Annotated in this window: 19 protein-coding genes; 13 read left to right on the top strand and 6 right to left on the bottom strand. The window is 72.6% G+C overall.

What is annotated here, in order from left to right:
- Nucleotides 1-60: 60 nt before the first annotated feature.
- A complete protein-coding gene (locus IH00_RS0117380) occupies nucleotides 61-951 on the bottom strand; it encodes an alpha/beta fold hydrolase (protein ID WP_052411454.1) in 891 nt (296 codons plus the stop codon).
- A 64-nt stretch (nucleotides 952-1015) separates the two neighbouring features.
- On the opposite strand from IH00_RS0117380, the gene IH00_RS37400 reads away from it, so the two are divergent.
- Nucleotides 1016-1519 carry a MarR family transcriptional regulator gene (locus IH00_RS37400; RefSeq protein WP_107064473.1) on the top strand — a complete coding sequence of 168 codons (504 nt, stop codon included), beginning with the start codon at nucleotides 1016-1018 and terminating at the stop codon, nucleotides 1517-1519.
- A gap of 182 nt (nucleotides 1520-1701) precedes the next feature.
- Nucleotides 1702-2553 (top strand): putative RNA methyltransferase, encoded by an 852-nt coding sequence (locus tag IH00_RS0117370; protein WP_031074557.1) that lies wholly within the window; start codon nucleotides 1702-1704, stop codon nucleotides 2551-2553.
- A gap of 148 nt (nucleotides 2554-2701) precedes the next feature.
- Here the strand turns inward: IH00_RS0117370 and IH00_RS0117365 are convergent, their stop codons facing one another.
- The 5 genes from IH00_RS0117365 to IH00_RS0117345 are packed head-to-tail and all read right to left on the bottom strand — an operon-like array spanning nucleotide 2702 to nucleotide 7745.
- Nucleotides 2702-3970 (bottom strand): glycosyltransferase, encoded by a 1269-nt coding sequence (locus tag IH00_RS0117365; RefSeq protein WP_031074555.1) that lies wholly within the window; start codon nucleotides 3968-3970, stop codon nucleotides 2702-2704.
- A 58-nt stretch (nucleotides 3971-4028) separates the two neighbouring features.
- The gene (locus tag IH00_RS0117360; RefSeq protein WP_052411439.1) at nucleotides 4029-5216 is read right to left on the bottom strand and encodes a hypothetical protein; all 1188 of its coding nucleotides are present in this window, start codon (nucleotides 5214-5216) and stop codon (nucleotides 4029-4031) included.
- Nucleotides 5217-5271: 55 nt separating this feature from the next.
- A complete protein-coding gene (locus IH00_RS0117355) occupies nucleotides 5272-6267 on the bottom strand; it encodes an NAD-dependent epimerase/dehydratase family protein (protein WP_031074551.1) in 996 nt (331 codons plus the stop codon).
- The gene (locus IH00_RS0117350) at nucleotides 6264-6491 is read right to left on the bottom strand and encodes a ferredoxin (RefSeq protein ID WP_031074549.1); all 228 of its coding nucleotides are present in this window, start codon (nucleotides 6489-6491) and stop codon (nucleotides 6264-6266) included. The genes IH00_RS0117355 and IH00_RS0117350 overlap by 4 nt, the downstream gene beginning before the upstream one ends.
- A 39-nt stretch (nucleotides 6492-6530) precedes the next feature.
- A complete protein-coding gene (locus IH00_RS0117345) occupies nucleotides 6531-7745 on the bottom strand; it encodes a cytochrome P450 (protein ID WP_031074547.1) in 1215 nt (404 codons plus the stop codon).
- Between the two features lie 278 nt (nucleotides 7746-8023).
- Here IH00_RS0117345 and IH00_RS0117340 point away from each other — a divergent pair, with 278 nt between their 5' ends.
- The 11 genes from IH00_RS0117340 (at nucleotide 8024) to IH00_RS0117290 (ending at nucleotide 19422) form a co-directional block, all read left to right on the top strand.
- Complete coding sequence (locus IH00_RS0117340) at nucleotides 8024-8794, top strand: TylF/MycF family methyltransferase (RefSeq protein WP_031074544.1); 771 nt, start codon at nucleotides 8024-8026, stop codon at nucleotides 8792-8794.
- Nucleotides 8795-8807: 13 nt separating this feature from the next.
- A complete protein-coding gene (locus tag IH00_RS0117335; protein WP_031074541.1) occupies nucleotides 8808-9425 on the top strand; it encodes a dTDP-4-dehydrorhamnose 3,5-epimerase family protein in 618 nt (205 codons plus the stop codon).
- Nucleotides 9426-9480: 55 nt separating this feature from the next.
- Nucleotides 9481-10728 carry a cytochrome P450 gene (locus IH00_RS0117330; protein WP_078887799.1) on the top strand — a complete coding sequence of 416 codons (1248 nt, stop codon included), beginning with the start codon at nucleotides 9481-9483 and terminating at the stop codon, nucleotides 10726-10728.
- A complete protein-coding gene (locus tag IH00_RS0117325) occupies nucleotides 10722-11768 on the top strand; it encodes an NAD-dependent epimerase/dehydratase family protein (RefSeq protein ID WP_078887798.1) in 1047 nt (348 codons plus the stop codon). The genes IH00_RS0117330 and IH00_RS0117325 overlap by 7 nt, the downstream gene beginning before the upstream one ends.
- Before the next feature lie 7 nt (nucleotides 11769-11775).
- Complete coding sequence (locus IH00_RS0117320) at nucleotides 11776-12897, top strand: DegT/DnrJ/EryC1/StrS family aminotransferase (protein WP_031074535.1); 1122 nt, start codon at nucleotides 11776-11778, stop codon at nucleotides 12895-12897.
- An 848-nt stretch (nucleotides 12898-13745) separates the two neighbouring features.
- Complete coding sequence (locus IH00_RS0117315) at nucleotides 13746-14990, top strand: sedoheptulose 7-phosphate cyclase (protein ID WP_078887797.1); 1245 nt, start codon at nucleotides 13746-13748, stop codon at nucleotides 14988-14990.
- Nucleotides 14987-15376, top strand: coding sequence for a cupin domain-containing protein (locus IH00_RS0117310; RefSeq protein ID WP_052411437.1), 390 nt, complete (start codon nucleotides 14987-14989; stop codon nucleotides 15374-15376). The genes IH00_RS0117315 and IH00_RS0117310 overlap by 4 nt, the downstream gene beginning before the upstream one ends.
- Nucleotides 15373-16710 carry an aspartate aminotransferase family protein gene (locus IH00_RS0117305; RefSeq protein ID WP_052411436.1) on the top strand — a complete coding sequence of 446 codons (1338 nt, stop codon included), beginning with the start codon at nucleotides 15373-15375 and terminating at the stop codon, nucleotides 16708-16710. The genes IH00_RS0117310 and IH00_RS0117305 overlap by 4 nt, the downstream gene beginning before the upstream one ends.
- Nucleotides 16707-17798 carry an ATP-binding cassette domain-containing protein gene (locus IH00_RS37395; protein ID WP_063835392.1) on the top strand — a complete coding sequence of 364 codons (1092 nt, stop codon included), beginning with the start codon at nucleotides 16707-16709 and terminating at the stop codon, nucleotides 17796-17798. The genes IH00_RS0117305 and IH00_RS37395 overlap by 4 nt, the downstream gene beginning before the upstream one ends.
- On the top strand, nucleotides 17795-18619 hold the full coding sequence (locus tag IH00_RS0117295) for an ABC transporter permease (RefSeq protein ID WP_031074528.1): 825 nt from the start codon (nucleotides 17795-17797) through the stop codon (nucleotides 18617-18619). The genes IH00_RS37395 and IH00_RS0117295 overlap by 4 nt, the downstream gene beginning before the upstream one ends.
- Nucleotides 18616-19422 carry an ABC transporter permease gene (locus IH00_RS0117290; protein WP_031074526.1) on the top strand — a complete coding sequence of 269 codons (807 nt, stop codon included), beginning with the start codon at nucleotides 18616-18618 and terminating at the stop codon, nucleotides 19420-19422. The genes IH00_RS0117295 and IH00_RS0117290 overlap by 4 nt, the downstream gene beginning before the upstream one ends.
- Nucleotide 19423 lies beyond the last annotated feature (1 nt).

The raw sequence follows: 19423 nt of genomic DNA, 5'->3' as shown, positions 1-19423 counted from the left end.
GGAACGTCGCCCGCGCCGCATTGCGCGGGGGCTCTCCCGCGCAGCTCCGCTTGATCCTCCTCAACCCGCGCCCAGGGCGGCTTGTTTCTCATGGTTGTCTGCCAGGAAGGCGGTGATCCGGCGGTTCGTCTGCGCGGGCAGGGCGGTGGGCATTGCGAAATGGGTGAGCTCGGGGAGGATCTCGATCCGGGCGTCCGGGACGGCCTTACGGGCGCGGACTGCGACTTTCGCGGCATCGTGGGCGTCGCTGCGGCCGGCGAGAAGGACCAGGAGCGGGACACTCAGCGTCGTTGGGTCCGGGCGGCGGCCGACGACCGGTTTCCGGTCTGCGAAGTCCGAGACCGCCAAGGCATAGAGCCGCTTCCAGCCCAGGTCGGTGTCCGTGCCCGCCGTCTCACGGTCCAGATATGCGCGTGCACGGGCTTGCGTGGGACGGAGCAGTATCGGCAGCGAGCGCAGCAGGAAACCCGGGCGGAAGTTGGCGAAGCACTGGGTCGGGTCGAGCAGTACCAGCCGATCGACCCGCCGTGCGGCGTGCAGGGCGTAGGTCAGGGCCATCCAGCCGCCGTAGGAATGACCCAGCAGGTGCGCGCGGGACACGGTGAGGCCGTCGAGCAGCGCGTCCAACCATGCCATCAAGTCGGTGGTTGTGCGCAGCGGGCGCCCGCTGAGGATGCTGTGTCCGGCGTCGCCGAGGATGTCGACGGCCAGCACCCGGTGGTGTGTGCCGAGTGCCGGGGCATTGGCGAACCAGACCGCGCCGGTGGAACCGCCGCCGTGCAGAAGGAGGAGGGGGGTGGCCTCAGCTGGGCCGTAGGCGTGGACGCGGGTGATGCCGTACGGGGTGGGGACGTCGATCTCGGTGGTACCAGTGGGCCAGCGGGCGAGCAGTGCGTCGTAGGCGGCGAAGAACTCGTGGGATGAGGACACTGCGACCCCTCCGGGAATCATCTCGTTGACCAATTCTCTCGCTCAGCGAGATACTAGCCCAGTGAGTGATGACAACAACCCTGCGATGCGGCTGGTCCATCTGCTGCGCGCAGTGACCGTGGAATTCGATCTACGCGGCGCCGAGTTTGCTGCGCGAAACGGCCTGCACCCCACCGATCTGCGGGCCCTCATCCACCTGCTCGACGCCGACCGGGCGGGCACCGGCGTCACGCCGGGACGGCTCGGTGCGGCGCTGCGGCTCAACTCGGCGGGCACCACTGCACTGCTCGACCGGCTGGAGCGCCTGGAGCTCGTCCGCCGCAAGCGCGACAAGGACGACCGGCGGCGCGTCATGCTGGCGGTGGAGCAGAAGGCCGTGGAGCTGGGCTGGTCCTTCTTCGGCCCGCTCATCACCAACCTCGTCGATGCGGCCGAGGACTTCACGCCGAGTGAACTGGACATCGTGCACCGCTACTTGACCGCTGCCCTTCGAGCAGCCGCTCCCGCCCACGACGCTTCGACGCCCGCAGCCACCGCCGGCAAGCCGCCGACACCACAGCCGTTCCCGCAGCGGTTCGGTTCACCGTGATGGCAGCACAGGCAGAGGCAGAGGCACAGGCACAGGCACAGGTGCCGTGATCACAGAAAGTTGCACCTTCCCGATCACGGAACCTGTGCCTGTCCCGTCTGCAAGCGGAGCCCGGCTGCCGCCTTTCTGCGTGACCTCTAAGCTGGGCTCTTGTCACGACCACGGCGGCACCAGGGGACACCATGCGGAAAGAGGCGGTGCGGTACCTTCGTTGTCCTCACTGTTCCGGCACGATGACGATGGACGGCACCACCCTGCGGTGCGGCTCGGGGCACAGCTTCGACGTGGCGAAGCAGGGGTACGTGAACCTGCTGCGCGGGGCGGTCAAGTTCAGCGCGGACACCGCCGGCATGGTCGCGGCGCGCGCGGACTTCCTCGCCGCCGGCCACTACGCGCCGATCGCCGAGTCGCTGGCCGCGCTGGCCCGGGGGACGGCGCCGGCTCCTGTGGACGGGGATCCCGGCTGTGTCGTCGACATCGGCGGCGGCACCGGCTACTACCACGCGCGCGTGGTGTCGGAGTTCGCGGGCCGCGAGGGCATCCTGCTCGACATCTCGAAGTTCGCCGCCCGCCGGGCCGCGCGGGCGCACTCCCGTATCAGTGCCGTCGTGGCCGACGCCTGGGACAGGCTGCCGTTCGGCGACGGGGCCGCGTCGGTGGTCCTCAACGTCTTCGCGCCGCGCAACCCGGCCGAACTGCGGCGGATCCTGCGCCCGGAGGGCGTGCTCCTCGTGGTGACGCCGCAGCCCGGTCATCTGCGCGAGCTGGTGGACTCCCTCGGGCTGCTGCGGGTGGACGAGCAGAAGGACGAGCGCCTGGCGGACCGGTTCGCCGCGCACTTCACGGAGGTCGCCCGGGAGCGGGTGCGGAGCACCATGGCGCTGGACCACAAGGCCCTGCCGCAGCTGGTGGGGATGGGCCCCAATGCCTGGCACCAGGACGGCGACCGGCTGGAGGAGCGGATCGCGCAGCTGCCGGAGCCCTGCGAGGTGACGCTGTCCGTCACGCTGACCGCGTACCGTCCGCTGGCGTGACCCGCCCGCCTGGGTCACGGCCCGCCAGAGCGGCCGGCACAGCCCACACCACTGACATCGCCGACTTCGCCGACCCCGGCGTCACCGGCCCCGGCCCCGGCCCCGGCAGGAGTGGATTCGCCGGGGGCGGGGCGGCGTACCGGGGGCCTCAGACGGTGGCCGTCGCGATCCCCTGGGTGGTCGCCCACTCCTCGATGACGTCGCACGCCGTGTCGACCCCGCGCTCGGCCGCCACGGCGTCCCCGAGCCGCCGCGCCCGTGCGGCCACGGCCGGGTCGGCCGCCGCCTCCCGTACGCTCGCCACGAGCTCCTGACGGTTCATCCGGCGCATGGGTACCGGCGGGCCGGCGAGTCCCGCCCGGTGCAGCCGGGCCGCCCAGAAGGGATGGTCCGCGAACACCGGCACGACGACATGGGGCACTCCGGCGCGCAGCACCTCGGCCGTGGTGCCGAACCCGCCGTGGTGGATCACGGCGGCGGTACGGGGGAACAGCCAGGAGTAGTCCGCGCCGGCGAGCCGGAAGACATCGTCGGGCAGCGCCCCGTCGGGGCCGCCGACCACGACGAGCCGGCGGCGGGCGCCGCGCGCCGCGGCGATCGCGTACTCCAGGGTGGCCTCCTGGCGGTGGACCGGCCAGGTGCTGCCGAGGGTGAGGGCGACCGGTGGCGCACCGTCGGCCAGGAAGTCCTCCAGCCCGGCGGGCGGCTCCCAGCCCGGCTCGTCCCAGAACCAGTAGCCGGTGACGTGGCAGTGCGCGGGCCAGTCGGCGGGCTTCGGCAGGACGCTGGGGCTGAACGGGTACAGGTGGGGCTGGTCCCGGCCGAGACGGCGCAGGGGCGAGTCGGCGCCGAAGGGCGGCAGGCCGCGCCGCGCGCGGTACTCGTCGATCTCGGGGCCGCGCCACCGCCAGTCCTCGGTGGCCGCCCGCACATGGGTGAAGTGGTTGTAGTACGGGGTGAGCGGGCCCATCAGGCGCTGGCCGGACTCGATCGCGGGAAAGGCGGTGGTCTCCGTGTTGGGCCACCAGCAGGCGGAGAGCCACGGCGTCCGGGCGGTGCCGAACGCGGCCGCCACGGTCAGCGGCGAGTGCAGGACGAGGTCCACGCCCTCCGCCGCGGTCTCGATCTCGTCGAGCACCTGCTGGTCGTAGCCCTCGGGCGCCTTGGGGAGTGCCTTGATCAGGTTCCTCATCGACGGTCCGCGGCGCAGTGCTTCCACCACCTCCGGCATCGTGAAGAAGCCGTCCGGGTCGCCGGGGGTGGTGCGGTGCTCCAGGCCCGCCCGGACGACCAGGGGGCGCAGGGCCTCGGGCGCGCCGAGGACGACGTGGTGCCCGCGGTCGCGCAGGCCGCTGCCCAGGGCGACGAAGGGCTGCACGTCGCCGCGCGAGCCCATGGTGAGCAGTGCTATGCGCATGCGGCCCTCCGGGGCGCGGCGCCGGTGCGGCGGTGCCGCTGGTCCGTCGCACGCGGGGTCATGCGGCACCTCCGGAGGAGGCGGCCACCAGGGAGTCGAAGTCGCGGGGGATCCAGGGCGGGATGCCGCCCTCGGCGTTGGTGCCCTTCTCGATGAAGGCGAGGTTGTGGTAGACGTGCAGGCCCGTCACGTGGCGGTCCGCGTAGCCGGCGGTGCGGCCCTGCGCGGGCGGCAGTTCCTCGTGCTGGAGGCTGTCGATGAGGGACTTCAGCAGGCCGAGGCTGGTTGCGCCGCTCTGCTCGGGGTCCTCGTTGCCGCCGAAGCCGGGCCAGTAGGCGGTCCACAGGTCCTCGATGACGTACAGGCCCCCATTGCGCACGTGCGGGAACAGGGCGTGGAACGAGGTGCGGACGTGCTCGTTGATGTGGCTTCCGTCGTCGATGACGATGTCGAAGGGGCCGTACTTCCCGGCGATCTCCGCGAGGCAGTCGGGGTCGTTCTGGTCGCCGATGACGGTGGTGATGCGCTGCTCGTCGGCGTGCGACTTGTCGACGATGTCGAGGCCGTGGATCAGCCCGCGGTGGAAGTAGTGCTTCCACATGCGCAGGGAACCACCGCCCCACTCGGGGTGCTTGTAGCCGCCGATGCCGATCTCCAGGACCCGTACCTCTTCGTTGCGGTAGGGGCGGAAGTGGCGGTCGTAGTGGGGGGTGAACCAGTGCAGCGAACCCCATTTCGGGGTGAGGTAGCGGGAGGTCAGCTCGTTCAGGTCGGGCTTGGCCGAGGTGCAGCCGGCCAGTACGGTGGCGGTCGCCTGCTGGGCGGCCAGGAAGTAGGGGCCGATCTTGTCGGCGGCGTCGGAGCCGGCGTAGGGGAACAGCGTGGTCCCGCGGACGCCGGAGGGGTGCTCGCGGGAGGGGCCGAACAGCTCGCGGACCAGGTCGGCCAGTTCGTACTCGATCCGCATGGCCACGAAGTCCTCGCCGCGGGGGACGGCGCGGACGGGTGCGCCCTCGACGGCGCGGAGCCAGTGGGACAGCGGCTCGCCGGCCGTGCGCACGACGAACTCGACGAGCACCGGTTCCTCGTTGACGGGGGCCGGGCAGCGCGAGCAGATCTCGTCGATGAGCACCCTGGCGATGTCCTCGCCCTTGTGGTGCTCCGTCAGTTCCCGCAGGGAGGCGGCGTGTCCCCCTGCTGCCCGGATGATGTCCTGCACGAGGGAGAGGTCGGTGTTCTCGGCCACGGAGAGCCTTCCAGGTCGTGGTTCGGTGAGGGGAATCGGTGGCGGAATCGGCGGTCTACTGCTGTGGGCGTGCGTGCTCGCGGTACCAGCGCACGGTGTCCCGCAGCCCCTCGCGCAGGGAGCGGGGCTCGAAGTCGATCACTTCGCGCATCCGGGTGAGGTCCAGCCCGCGGACCGCAGCGCCCGCGGGTCGTCCGGGGTCGGTCCTCACACGCGGAGGCACGTCCAGGGCCGCGGCCACCAGACGGGCCAGTTCCAGGATCGACACCTCTTCCGCGGAGCCGACGTTCACCACGTCGTACTTTCCGGTCTCGACCACCCGGAGCGCGCAGCGCACCAGGTCCGACACGTGGATGAAGGAGCGGGTCCGGCTGCCGTCGCCCCAGATCTCGATCTCCTCGCCGGACGCGGCGCGGGCGACCATGCTGGGGATGACCCGGTTGTGGGCGCCGGCCGCGCTGTCCCGGGGGCCGTACACGTTGCCCGGCCGGATGCGGAAGACCCGGGTGGCGAACTGCCGCTGGTGGTGGTCGGCGAGGATCTCGCCGAAGATCTTGGACAGTACGTAGCCGTTCTCGGTGTACTGGGGGCTGCGGCGGACGTCCTCGTCCTCGGACGCCGGGGCGGACCGCGGTACGCAGTAGACCTCGGAGGAGCTCAGCAGGAGGACGTCGTCCACCTCGAACTCGCGCGCGCAGTTGAGGAGGTGGGCCGTTGTGCGCACGTTGGCGTCGAGGATCTCGGCCGAGTGCTCCCGTTTGTACTGGGCGTTGCCGTCCAGGGCGGCGCAGTGGAGGACGGCGTCGAAGTGCGGGGCCAGGTAGCGGAAGGCGGCGCGCGTCTCGTGCTCGTCGCCGAGGTCGACGCGGGCGAGGCGGAGCCGGTCGCCGGCCAGGGCGGTGAGTTCCTGCCGGATCAGGGGCCGGTCGGTGCGGTGGAGGCCGATCACGGTGGCGCCCTCGGCGGCGAGCCGCTCGACGAAGTGGGAGCCGATGAACCCCAGCGCGCCGGTGACCATCACGGTCCGGCCGGCCCAGTGGCCGCTCGTCATGGCGTCTCCCTCGGGTCGTCCGGAGCGGCCCGGTCCGCGGCGACCAGGACCGCGCCGACCGGGCAGAGGCCGGCGGCCTCGTGGACGGCGGACCACTGCGCGGTGGGGGGCGCCTGGGTGAGGGCGCGGCTCAGGCCGCTGTCGTCCTGGGCGAAGACCTCCGGGGCGGAGCGTTCGCACTGGCCCGCGCCGACGCACAGGTCCCTGGCGATGCGTACACGCATGTCATGCGTCCTTCGTTCGCTGTGGCTTCCGTGGCTCCGTCACCAGGTGACCGGCAGCTCGTGGAGCCCGAAGATGGCGGAATCCTCCTTGACGCGGAGCGCGTCGACGTCCGTGGCGAGGCGCAGCCCGGGCAGGCGGCGGAGCACCGCGGCGAGGGTGACCTCCAGCTCGAGGCGGGCCAGGTTCTGGCCGAGGCACTGGTGGGGTCCGTATCCGAAGGCGACGTGCTGCCGGGCCGGGCGGTGGATGTCGAAGGCGTCCGGGGAGGGGAAGACGTCCTCGTCGCGGTTGCCGGAGGCCAGGAGGAAGATCAGGCCGTCACCGGCCCGGATGGCGTGGCCGTCGAGCTCGATGTCGGCGGCGGCGGAGCGGCGCAGTCCGTCGGCGACGGTGAGGTAGCGCAGCAGTTCCTCGACGGCGTTGGGCAGCAGAGCGGGGTCCTCGGCGAGTTCCCGCCACGCGTCGGGGTGCTGGAGGAGGGTCAGTACGCTGAGCGCGGTCATCGCGGCGCTCGTCTCGTGTCCGGCGGCGAGCAGCAGCACGGCGTTGTCGAGGACGTCCGCGTGGGTCAGCTCGCCGGTGCGCAGGCCCTGGGCGGCGAGGGTGCCGATGACGCCGCCGTCGGGTGTGGGGGCCTCGGCCTTGGTGGCGATCAGCCGGTCGAGGTAGTCGCGCAGTTCGAGCAGCGCGGTCACCGACTCGTCGTCCCCCATGAGCCTGGTGGCGCGCTCGCTGCGGCTCTGGAAGAAGGCGTGGTCCTCGTAGGGCACTCCGAGGAGCTCGCAGATGACCAGGGTGGACATGGGCAGGGCGAGTTCGGCCACCAGGTCCGCGGGGCGTTCCAGGGTGTCGAAGCGGTCCAGCACCCCGTCCACGATCCGTTCGATGCCGGGCCGCATCGCGCGGACCCGCCGAACGGTGAACTCGGGGATGAACACGCGGCGCAGGGTCCCGTGGTCGGGGGCGTCGAGGGTCAGCAGGGAGCGGGTCGCCTCGGCCTCGCCGTCGGCCGGGGAGAGCCGGGGCAGCCGCGCGGGGTCGATCCGGACCCTGGGATCGGCGAGCAGGGACCGCATGTGCTCCTGCTTGGTGATGAGCCAGGTCCGTGAGCCGTCCCAGACGCGAGCGGGGGCGACGGGGGTGGTGGTGCGCAGCTCGGCGTACCGGCCGGGGGGCTGGAAGGGGCAGGTGCGGGCCATCGGCCAGGAGACCTCCGCTTGCGCCTCGGCGCCGGCGGCACGTGCTGTGGGCAACGGATTCCCCTTACGTCTTCGGCAACCGGTACGGCGCGCACAGCCCGCCGCGTCCCGCTCAACGAAGCACGGTGCCGCGACGACCGGCAAGAACGGTCCATCGATCTTCGTCAGGTCGGCACGGCGCCGGCCCGGGGCCTTAGCCTGGTCAGGGCCGATGGCCGACCTGACATACGGATCCGCGGGTGAGTGGCGTTCCACCGTCCACTGTCCCTAGCGTCGAAGCCCTCATGGGCACCCGTCAGGCACCGGTGCTCCCGCCTCGCTGGAGGATCCCTTTGACAGTCGCCACCGCGGTCGGCCGAGATCTGTACCTCGGTCTGCTGAAGAAGGTCGTCACCAACATGATCTACGAGGACCCGACGCACGCGGCGGGCCTCATCACGGATCCCCGTTTCGACCGGGAGGCCCGCGAGAGCGGTGAGGACTACCCGGTGGTCGCGCACACCATGATCGGCATGAAGCGGCTGGACAACCTGCACCAGTGCATCGAGGACGTGCTGCGGGACGGTGTGCCGGGTGACATCATCGAGACGGGTGTGTGGCGCGGCGGTGCGTGCATCTTCGCGCGCGGGGTGCTGAAGGCCCACGGTGTGACGGACCGTACCGTCTGGGTCGCCGACTCCTTCCAGGGGTTCCCCAAGACGGAGGCCGACGACCACCCCATGGACGTCGAGATGGACCTCCACCAGTACAACGAGGCGGTGAGCCTGCCCACCGGCCTGGAGACGGTGCAGGAGAACTTCGCCCGCTACGGCCTGCTGGACGACCAGGTCAGGTTCCTGCCGGGCTGGTTCAAGGACACCATGCCGGCGGCGCCGGTCGAGCGGCTCGCCGTCATGCGTCTGGACGGCGATTCGTACGGCGCCACCATGGACGTCCTGACCCACCTGTACGGGAAGCTGTCGCCGGGCGGGTACGTCATCGTCGACGACTACTGCATCCCGGCCTGCCGGCAGGCCGTGCACGATTTCCGCGACCGCATGGGCATCGACGACGAGATCCACCAGGTGGACCGGCAGGGTGCCTACTGGCGCAACGGTGGCTGAGGAGAAGGGCGCTTTGCGCCCGCTCGGCATCGAGGGTGCCTGGGTGGTGGAACCCGAGGTGCACCCCGACCGGCGCGGCGAGTTCCACGAGTGGTTCCAGAGCGAGCGGTTCCGGCGTGCCACCGGGTACACGCTGCCGCTGGTGCAGGCGAACGTCGCGGTGAACCGGCGCGGTGCGCTGCGCGGGGTCCACTTCACGCAACTGCCGCCGGGCCAGGCGAAGTACAGCGCGTGCGTCCAGGGCGCGGGGATCGAGGTGGTCGTCGACATCCGGACGGGCTCGCCCACGTTCGGGCAGTGGGAGGCGGTGCCCGTCGACGAGCACAACCGCACCGCCGTGTACGTGGCGGCGGGCCTGGGCAGGGCGTTCTTCGCGCTGACCGACCGCACCACGCTCATCTACCTGTGTTCGAGCGGGTACGCCCCGCAGCTCGACCACGCGATCAGTCCGCTGGACCCCGGCCTGGCGATCGCCTGGCCGGAGGGGATCGAACCGGTGCTCTCCGCGCAGGACGCCGGCGCTCCCACCCTCGCCGAGGCGGAGCGGCTCGGCCTCCTCCCCTCCTACCGCGCCTACCGGGACCACCACGCGCGGCTGTGCGGTGCGGGCGTCGCACCCGGGCCGGGATGAGGGCGGTGCCGGGGCACGCGCGCAGGATCCGTACCGCTGACGGCAGGAAAGGCTCATGACGTCCGACAGTTCCATCTCCGAGGCGGCCCCCGGGGCCGCTGCCCCGGCCGAGGCCGGCGCGGCCGTGCGGCCGTATCCGTTCAGCACCGCCACGGGGCTGGGAATGGACCCCCTGTACGGGTACCTGCGCGAGCGCGAACCGGTGGCGCGGATCCGTATGCCGTACGGCGGCGAGGCGTGGATGGTGACCCGGCACGCCGACGCCAGACTGGTGCTCGGCGACGCGCGGTTCAGCATGGCGGCGGGTGCGGGCAAGGACGTCCCCCGCCCCACCGAGCAGCTGCTGGAGCCGGGCGGGCTGGTCGCGATGGATCCGCCCGAGCACACGCGGTTGCGCCGGCTGGCGGGCGGGGCGTTCACGCACCGCAGGGTGGAGGGGATGCGCCCTTCGGTCACCGCCCTCACGCACCGGCTCGTGGACGGGATGACCGCCGCGGGCCCGTCCGCCGATCTGCTGGAGGCGATCGCGCTGCCGGTGTCGATCGGCGTGATCTGCGAGCTGCTCGGGGTGGACTACGAGGACCGGCACGTCTTCCAGCGGTTCTCCGACGCGCTGCTGTCGACCGCGCTGCCGCCCGAGGAGGTCAGGCGGGCGGGTGAGGAATTCGTCGGCTACCTGGCGCAGTTGGTCGCGGAGCGGCGCGAGTCGCCGACCGACGACCTGCTGGGGGCGATGGTCCAGGCGCGTGACGACGACGACCGCCTGTCCGAGAACGAGCTGTACATGCTGGGCGCCGGGCTGCTGGTCGGCGGGTACGAGACGACGGCGACGCAGATCGGGAACTTCGCCTACCTGCTGCTGCGCGACCGACGGCTGTACGCGTCGCTGGTCGAGGACCCGGGGCTGATCCGCGGGGCGGTGGAGGAGCTGCTCCGCTTCACCCCGCTGACCACGGTGGACGGCTACGCGCGGATCGCGCTGGAGGACGTCATGGTCGGCGGCACGCTGATCCGCGCCGGGGAGGCCGTGTTCACCTCCGTGGCCGCCGCCAATCTGGACCCGGAGGTCTTCCCCGACCCCGAGCGTCTCGATTTCACCCGCGAGCGCAATCCGCACCTGGGCTTCGGCCACGGCATCCACTACTGCATGGGCGCCCCGCTGGCCCGGCTGGAGATCCAGGTGGTGCTGGAGGTCCTCACCCGGCGGCTGCCCGGGCTGCGCCTGGCCGTTCCCGCGGCGGACGTACGGTGGCAGCCGGGACTGCTGCTGCGGGTGCCGGAGCGACTGCCTGTCACATGGTGAACGACCCGAGTCCGAAGCACGGGCCCCGTCCCGGCGCACAGGGGTCCGGCGCGAGGCCGGAGACGTCCCCGCGCGGCAGCGTCCTCGTCCTCGGCGGCGCCGGGTACGTCGGCCGCCATGTGTGCGCGGCGTTCGCCGCGCGGGGCGGTGACGTCGTGGTGGTGGGCCGCCGTCCGCCCGAGGAGCCGATGCCGTACCGCTGCGTCACGCTGGACCTGGCCGGTACGGATCCCGCGGTACTGGCCGCGGCGCTGGACGCGGAGCGGCCGGACACGATCGTCAACTCCGTCGGGAGCATCTGGGGCCGTACCGACGAGCAGATGTGGTCCGCCACCGCGGTGCCCACGCTGCGGCTGCTGGACGCGCTGGCGCTGATGTCCGCGCGGCCGCGGCTGGTGCACCTCGGCTCGGTGCTGGAGTACGGCCCGGTGACGCCCGGCGGTTCGGTGGGCGCCGGCACCGTGCCGCGCCCGGACACGGCGTACGGCAGGAGCAAGCTCGCCGCCAGCGAGGCGGTGCTGCGGGGCACCTCCGGAGGGTGGGTCGACGGCGTGGTGCTGCGGGTGTCCAATGTGTCGGGCCCCGGCACACCGCGGATCAGCCTGCTGGGCCAGGTGGCCGAGCGGCTGGTGGCGGCCGCCGGGACGGGTGCGGAGGCCGTCGTGGAACTGTCCCGGCTGCGGGCGCACCGGGACTACGTCGATGTGCGGGACGTGGCCGACGCCGTCGTGGCCGCCGCCTGCGCCCCGGCCGTCCCGGTCGCCGTCGGCATCGGGCGGGGCGAGGCGGTCGCCGTCCGCGATCTGGTCGACCTGTTCATCGAGGCGAGCGGCATTCCGGCGCGGGTGGTGGAGCGCCCGGCTCCGGGCCGGGCGTCCGGTCAGCGGGAGGACTGGCTGCGGGTCGACACCGGCGCGGCGCGCGCCCTGCTGGGCTGGGAGCCGCGCCGTTCGCTGCAGGAGTCGGTCCGCGACTGCTGGCACGACCTGATCCGCGCGCACCGGTTTCCCACCACCCCATCGAAACACTCTGGAGGTTGAGCTCTCCGTGACTACCTACGTCTGGGACTACCTGGCGGAATACCAGAACGAACGCGCGGACCTCCTCGACGCCGTCGAGACCGTCTTCGCCTCCGGGCAGTTGGTCCTCGGCCCCAGCGTGGACGGGTTCGAGAAGGAGTTCGCGGACTACCACGGCCTGCGCCACTGCGCCGGTGTCGACAACGGCACCAACGCCGTCAAGCTGGGGCTGCAGGCGCTGGGGGTAGGCCCGGGGGACGAGGTCGTCACCGTCTCCAACACGGCCGCGCCGACGGTGGTGGCCATCGACGGCACCGGTGCCACGCCCGTCTTCGTGGACGTCCGCGCCGATGACCACCTCATGGACACCGACCAGGTCGCGGACGCCATCACCCCGCGCACCAAGGCCCTTCTGCCGGTGCACCTGTACGGGCAGTGCGTCGAGATGGCGCCCCTGCGCGCCCTGGCCGAGGAGCACGGCCTGGTGGTGCTGGAGGACTGCGCCCAGGCGCACGGTGCCCGCCACCGCGGCGAGTTGGCCGGCACGCTGGGCGACGCCGCCGCCTTCTCGTTCTACCCCACGAAGGTCCTCGGTGCGTACGGCGACGGCGGGGCCGTCCTGACCGACGACGCGGACGTCGACCGTGCGCTGCGCCGGCTGCGCTACTACGGCATGGAGGACGTGTACTACGTCGTGCGGACACCCGGCCACAACAGCCGGCTGGACGAGGTGCAGGCGGAGATCCTGCGCCGCAAGCTCACCCGCCTCGACCGCTACATCGAGGGCCGGCGTGCGGTCGCCCGGCGTTACGCCGAGGGGCTCGCGGACCTGACGGGGCCCGGCGGGCTGGTGCTGCCCTCCGTCACCGAGGGCAACGAGCACGTGTATTACGTGTACGTCGTCCGCCATCCGCGCCGGGACGACATCATCGAGGCGCTGAAGTCGTACGGGATCTCCCTGAACATCAGTTACCCGTGGCCCGTGCACACCATGACGGGCTTCGCGCACCTGGGGTACGCCAAGGGTTCGCTGCCGGTGACGGAGCGGCTGGCCGACGAGATCTTCTCGCTGCCGATGTACCCGGGGCTCGCACCCGACGTGCAGGACAAGGTGATCGCGGCCCTGCACGAGGTGCTGGCCGCGTTCTGAGGCGACGCCGCGCGCTCCGAAGGCGTTCCGGGGGACGCACCGCGCTCCCCGGACGGCCGGCTTCCGTCCCGGACGCGCCCGCTCCGCGCGGTGCCGGGCTCCGCAGGACCGGACGGCGCCCTGCCGGTGAGGCCCCCGGCGCGGCGCAGCGACGCGCCGCGTCCTTCTCGATCGCCCCTTTTCCCGATGCGCCCTGACGCGCCGCTGCCGCGGCACGCTGCCACCCGGCCCGGAGCCGCCCTCACGCGCCGCTCCCCCAGCCCGGTACCACGCGGCTCGGTACCACGCGGCTCGAACCCGCCCTGAAGCGCCGCTCACCTGCCCCGAAGCCGTCTTCACGCGGCTCCCCCGGCCCGGTACCACCCGGCCCGGAGCCGCCCTCACGCGCCGCTCCCCCAGCACGCTGCCACCCGGCCCGGAACAGCCGACGCGCCGCTGCGCCGAGCCGATCCGCACGGCCGGTCACGCCGGGCCGGCGCCACGTGCACCGCCGCCGCCTCCCGTGCGGCAGGCCCGACTGCTCGCGCCGCGTCTCCCGTCGCGCACCCGCCTGGCCGTCCGGCCTCCGCCGCCGGCGCGTCCGGGCACCGCCCGCGCCCTCGTACGACGCTCCCGCTCGCCCGTCATCGCGCCCTCGTACGGCGCTCCCCCGCCCGCCGCCGCAACCGGCTGCGCGCCGCCGCGGCCCGCCGCGGTACGCGTCCGGCCGACGCGTGCCAGGCGTTGAAAATTCTTGCAGAAGCTCTCTGCAAGTCATTGCGAAGCGTCAGTCATGGTCATTAAAGTCCTTGCCGCTGACCGCAATTGACGGACGTTCGGCAGTTCTGCCGATGGACTCGAGGAGTGTCGTGACGGTGCAAGCAGCCGTTGTCGAGCCCGGGGTGCGATGCGACGACGGCGGCTTCTCGCTGCACGCACCCGAGGGCACGTCGTACCGCGTCGACATCACACGCGGCCTGCTGGACCCGGAGAATCCGCTCCTGGCCGGATACTGCGAGGGACGCCGGGTCGTCGCCTTCCTCGGGCCCTCCGTGGAGCGGCTCTACGGGCAGCGCCTGCGGCAGTACCTCTCCTCGGCGCTCGCGCCCGGCAGTTGGAGCGTCACCGTCCTGCCCGGCGGCGAGCACCACAAGACGATGGCGACCGTCGAGGAGATCTGCGCCCGGGCCAAGCAGGAGGGCCTCGACCGGCGCGGCGTGCTGCTCGCCGTCGGCGGCGGCGTCACCTGCGACCTGGTGGGTTTCGCGGCGGCCATCTACAGCCGCGGCGTGCGCTACATCAAGGTCAACACCACGCTCGTCGGCCAGGTGGACGTCGGCGTCGGCGTCAAGACCGGCGTCAACGCCCTCGGCACCAAGAACATGCTCGGCGCCTACCATCCCGCGCACGCGTCGCTGAACGACCCCGCGTTCCTCCGGACGCTGGCGCCCCGCGACGTGCGCTGCGGCCTGGGCGAGGTGGCCAAGATGGCCGTCATCAAGGATCCGTCGCTCTTCCGCGCCCTGGAGGAGTGCCCCGACGTCTTCCTCACGCCCCGCCCGGTCCCCGCCTGGCTGGCGGACGCCGCCCCCCGGGGCGTGGAGGACTACGTCCTGCGGACCTCGATGCGGCTCATGATGGAGGAGCTCTGCCCCAACCTCCGCGAGCACGACCTCGCCCGGCTCGTCGACTTCGGCCACACCTTCGGACCGGCGATCGAGACGGCCAGCGGCTACCGCGTCGCGCACGGCGAGTCGGTCGCCGTCGACATGGCACTGTCCAGCGAGCTCGCCCGGGTGCTGGGGCTGATCGACGCCGCCGGCTGCGAACGGATCATCCACCTCCTCTCGGCGCTCGGCCTGCCCGTCCACGACCCGCGGACCTGCACCCCGGAACTGATGCACGGCGCCCTGCACGCGGCCTGGGAGCGGCGCGGGCGCCGCCTCCACCTCGTGGTGCCGCGCGGTATCGGCACGGCGTCCTTCCTGGACGACCTGGACGACATCCCGTCGGGCGCGCTCGACGAGGCCCTGCGGGCGCTCGCCCGCCGCGCGGCCAGCCTCCCCGCCCCGTCCGCCACCGCCCGCCGAAGCCCGGGAGCCGCAGCCCTATGAGCACCGCCGAGCCCTCCCGTCCCGCCCTCGCCAACCTCTACGACGGCCTGCTCCAGGAGGTGACGGGCGACCACGGCGGAGAGGGGACGATCCTCGCCCACCGGGTCTACCGGCGCGAGGACGCGCCCGCCGGGATCGCCTTCGTCGACCTGGTCGTACTGCCGCCGCGCACCTCCATCGGCGTGCACCGCCACGCCGACGACCAGGAGACCTACGTCATCCTCTCGGGCCGGGGCCGGATGACGCTGGACGGCGAGGAGTTCACGGTCCGCGCGGGCGACGTCGTCCCCAACCGCCCCCACGGCGCGCACGGCCTCGTCAACGACTCGGACGACGATCTGAAGCTGCTGGTCCTCGAGGTCGGGCCGCTCGGCGGCGAGCGATGACCGGCCCCCTGGAGCGGGAGCGGCTCCCCCGGCAGGAGCGCCCCCTCCAGCGCCGGCTGCTGGAGAGGGAGGCCGCCCGGCTGGCCCCGGGCGCGTCGGAGGAGTCGGCCCTGGGCCGGCGGGTCTTCACCGAGGGCCGCGGCGCCGTCCTCACCGACCTGGACGGCCACCAGTACATCGACCTGGCGGCCGGCACCCTCACCCAGTCGCTCGGCCACTGCCACCCCGAGGTCGTCGCGGCCCTGACCGACCAGGCCGCGCGGCTGTGGAACGTCCACGACTTCGCCACCGCGGACCGCGCGGCCCTGTGCGACCTGCTCGCCGAGCTGCTGCCGGAGCAACTGGACACGTACGCCTTCTTCTCCACCGGCGCCGAGGTCGTGGAGGCCGCGCTGCGGGTGGTCCAGGCGGTCGCCGAGCCGGGGCGCAACCGGACAGGCGCCCTGCGGTACGGCTTCCACGGCAAGACCCAGGGCGCGCGCATGCTGGTCCACTGGGACATCGGGAACCAGGCGCTCGCGGGCAACAGCATCCTCGGCTACTCGCCCTACTGCTACCGCTGCCCCCTCGAACTGTCCTACCCCTCCTGCGGCGTGCGCTGCGCGACCCTGGTGCGACGCCACATCGCGGAGAAGCCCAACGTCTCCGCGCTCGTCTTCGAACCCGTCCTCGGTGCGGCCGGGGTGATCGTTCCGCCGCCGGGTTACTGGGAGCAGATCGCCGACAGCTGCCGGGAGCACGGCGTGCTGCTCGTCGCCGACGAGGTGCTCACCGGCGGCGGGCGCACCGGGGCGTTCCTGGCCTCGGAACGGTTCGGCATCGAGCCCGACCTGGTGGCGCTGTCGAAGGGCATGGCCTCGGGGTTCCCGTTCGCCGTGCTGGCCGGGCGCGCCCCCGTCCTGCGGCACCCCGACGCGGCCCGGGCCGGGTCGACGGCGTCCACGTACGCCGGCAACCCCCTGGGCATCGCCGCCGCCCGCGCCACGCTCGAAGTGGTGCGCCGCGACGCCCTGATCGAGCAGGTGGACGTCCTCGGCGGGGTGCTGGCCGAGGGCCTGGCGGATCTGTACGCCCGGTACGACGTGCTGGGCGAGGTGCGCGGCATCGGCCTGCTGTACGGGCTGGAGTTCGTGCGCGACCGCGCCTCGCGCGAGCCGGCCCCGGACATCGCGCGCGAGGTGTACCGCGCCGCGCTCGACCTGGGTCTGCGGACCGCCCTCGGCGGCAACGTCATCCGGCTCGCGCCGCCGTTCACCATCGGCCGCGCGCTCCTGGAGGAAGGCATCGCCCTGCTGGGGCGGGCCCTGGAGCGCGTCACGGAGGGCGAGCGGTGATCGTCGCGGAGAACCTCGTGAAGGAGTTCCGGGTCCACCGGCCCCGGCCCGGCCTGCTCGGCAGCCTCGGCTCGCTCTTCAGCCGCGAGTACCGGACCGTGCGTGCCGTGTCCGGCGTCTCCTTCGAGATCCCGGCGGGCACCCGGGCCGCCTACATCGGCGCCAACGGAGCCGGCAAGTCCACCACGATCAAGATGCTCACCGGGATCATGCGCCCGACGTCCGGGCGGTGCACGGTGGCCGGTCTGGAGCCGTACGAGCAGCGCCGCCGCAACGCCGCGAACATCGGGGTCGTCTTCGGCCAGCGCAGCCAGCTGTGGTGGGACCTGCCGGTGCTGGACTCCTTCCGCATCCTGCGCCACATCCACGGCATCCCCGCACCCGTCTTCGGGCGGAACATGGAGCTGTTCCGGGAGTTGCTGGACCTGGACGCCCTCGGCAACACCCCCGTACGCCAGTTGAGCCTCGGCCAGCGCATGCGCGCCGAGGTCGCCGCCGCCATCGTGCACGACCCGAAGGTGCTCTTCCTGGACGAGCCGACCGTCGGCCTGGACCTGGTGCTCAAGCAGGCGGTGCGCACGCTCGTCAACCACGTCAGCGCCGAACGCGGCACCACCGTGCTGCTGACCAGCCACGACATGGGTGACATCACCGCCATCTGCGACCAGGTCCTCGTCGTCGACCGCGGCGAGGTGGTCCATCAGAGCACCGTGCACGAGCTGTTGCGCACCGCCGACACCCGTGCCGTCGTCTTCGAGCACCAGGACCGGGAGACCGGGCCGGAGGAGACGAAGAGGCTCATCGAGCGGCATCTGGACGGCGTCACGGCCACACCGGCCGACGGCGGGCGGGTCGTGGTCGAATACCCGGCCGGCCGCTGGTCGGCCCGTCAGGTGATGGGCTTCCTGCTCGACCACTTCGACGTGACCGACTGCGTCGCACCCGAGCCGGACCTGGAGCTGGTGCTGCGCCGGATCTACACCGGGAGCGCCGGGCGGACCGCGCCGCCCGGGCCCACGGTCCCGGCCGGACCGGCCCGACCGGCCGGGGCGTCCGGGGCGTCCGGGCAGCGCGGGGCCGCCGTATGACCGGCCCGGCGCCCCTGGCGTCCCTGCGCCGCTACGCGCCGTTCGGCGTCGCGAGCCTGCAGGGGCTGCTCCAGTACCGCTCGTCGTTCGCCATCAACGCCCTCACCGCGGCGACCGCCGTCGGTGTGCAGGTCTTCCTCTGGCGCGCCGTGTACGAGGGCGGCGACGGCGGCCCGCTCGGCGGTTACACGTCCGCGCAGCTGACGACGTACGTCCTGCTGGCGCAGGTGCTGGGGCTCCTCCACGCCAGCCGTGTGGACGAGGAGGTCGCCGGGGAGGTGCAGCGCGGGGACATCGCCGTGTCGCTGCTGCGCCCGGTGAGCTACCCGCTCGCGCGGTTCGCCGCGGGCCTGCCGGTGTCGCTGTGCAACGCCGTCCTCGTCGCCGTGCCCCTGGTGGTGCTGTACGCGCTGCTGCTGCCGCTCACCGCCCCGACGTGGCCACGGGCGCTGCTGTTCGCGGTGTCCGCCGCGCTCTCGCTCGTCATCGGGTTCGGCATCAACCTGCTCGTGGGGCTCGCGGGGTTCGTCACCACGAACGTGTGGGGCGTGCGGATCGTCAAGGACAGCGTCGTCGCCTTCTTCGCCGGGCAGGTCGTGCCGCTCTCGCTGATGCCCGGGCCGCTGGCCGCCGTCGCCCACGCCCTGCCGTTCCAGGGCATGGTCGACGGGCCGCTGCGCCTGCTGCTCGGCCGGTACGACGGCGTGCCCGGTGCCGCGGGCATCCTCGCGGTCCAGCTCGGCTGGGCGGTGCTCCTCACCGGGCTGTGCGCGCTCGCCTGGCGCCGGGCCGTGCGCCGGCTGGAGGTGCTCGGCGGATGAGCCCCCTCACCACCGCGGCCCGCTACCTGCGCCTCACCTGGCTGCTCAGCGGTGTCAGTCTCCACCGGCTGACCGCGTACCGCATGGACTTCCTCCTCGGGGCGGGCGGGCTGCTGCTGCGGGTCACCTGCCAGGTCGCGGTGATCGGAATGGTGTTCCGGCACGTGCCCGTCATCGCGGGCTGGACCTACCACCAGGTGCTGTTCCTGCTCGGCTTCTCCCTGCTGCCGCGCGGCCTCGACCGGATGTTCACGGACCAGTTGTGGATCCTCGCCCGCAAGCTGGTGCGCAACGGCGAGTTCTACCGCTACCTCATCCGGCCCGTCCACCCCTTGTTCGCGCTGCTCTCGGAACGCTTCCTCTACCCCGACGGGTTCGGGGAGCTGCTCACGGGGCTGGCGCTGGTCTGCTGGGCCGCCGCGCACCTCGACCTCGCCGTGGGGGCCGGGACGCTGCTGCTCGCGCCGGTCCTGGTGCTCTGCGCGACCCTGATCCTCGCCTCGGTCAAGACCCTGTTCGCCGCCCTCGCCTTCTGGCTCACCGACAGCTTTCCCGCGTTGTACGCGAGCCACCAGCTCGGCGAGTTCTCCGGCTACCCGCTGGACCTGTACCACCCCTCGCTGCGGTGGGTCCTGACCTGGGTGCTGCCCTACGCCTTCACCGCCTATGTCCCCGCCGCCTTCCTGCTGTTCGGGCACACCGACCTGCTGCCCTGGCTCTTCGTCGTGGCGGCCTGCCTGGCGGCACTCGCCCTGGTCGTCTGGAACCGGGGCGTGGACCGATACGAGATGACCGGGAGCTGAC

This window comes from Streptomyces sp. NRRL S-118, assembly GCF_000716335.1.
Lineage (GTDB): Bacteria > Actinomycetota > Actinomycetes > Streptomycetales > Streptomycetaceae > Streptomyces.
The sequence above is the reverse complement of the archived record's forward strand: the minus strand, read 5'-3'. Positions and strand labels throughout refer to the sequence as shown.

Excerpts from the sequence above, each read along its gene's own strand:
- IH00_RS0117380 (WP_052411454.1), bottom strand. The coding sequence starts at position 951 with ATGATTCCCGGAGGGGTCGCAGTGTCCTCATCCCACGAGTTCTTCGCC.
- IH00_RS37400 (WP_107064473.1), top strand. The coding sequence starts at position 1,016 with ATGCGGCTGGTCCATCTGCTGCGCGCAGTGACCGTGGAATTCGATCTA.
- IH00_RS0117370 (WP_031074557.1), top strand. The coding sequence starts at position 1,702 with ATGCGGAAAGAGGCGGTGCGGTACCTTCGTTGTCCTCACTGTTCCGGC.
- IH00_RS0117365 (WP_031074555.1), bottom strand. The coding sequence starts at position 3,970 with ATGCGCATAGCACTGCTCACCATGGGCTCGCGCGGCGACGTGCAGCCC.
- IH00_RS0117355 (WP_031074551.1), bottom strand. The coding sequence starts at position 6,267 with ATGACGAGCGGCCACTGGGCCGGCCGGACCGTGATGGTCACCGGCGCG.
- IH00_RS0117350 (WP_031074549.1), bottom strand. The coding sequence starts at position 6,491 with ATGCGTGTACGCATCGCCAGGGACCTGTGCGTCGGCGCGGGCCAGTGC.
- IH00_RS0117330 (WP_078887799.1), top strand. The coding sequence starts at position 9,481 with ATGACGTCCGACAGTTCCATCTCCGAGGCGGCCCCCGGGGCCGCTGCC.
- IH00_RS0117325 (WP_078887798.1), top strand. The coding sequence starts at position 10,722 with ATGGTGAACGACCCGAGTCCGAAGCACGGGCCCCGTCCCGGCGCACAG.
- IH00_RS0117310 (WP_052411437.1), top strand. The coding sequence starts at position 14,987 with ATGAGCACCGCCGAGCCCTCCCGTCCCGCCCTCGCCAACCTCTACGAC.
- IH00_RS0117305 (WP_052411436.1), top strand. The coding sequence starts at position 15,373 with ATGACCGGCCCCCTGGAGCGGGAGCGGCTCCCCCGGCAGGAGCGCCCC.
- IH00_RS0117295 (WP_031074528.1), top strand. The coding sequence starts at position 17,795 with ATGACCGGCCCGGCGCCCCTGGCGTCCCTGCGCCGCTACGCGCCGTTC.
- IH00_RS0117290 (WP_031074526.1), top strand. The coding sequence starts at position 18,616 with ATGAGCCCCCTCACCACCGCGGCCCGCTACCTGCGCCTCACCTGGCTG.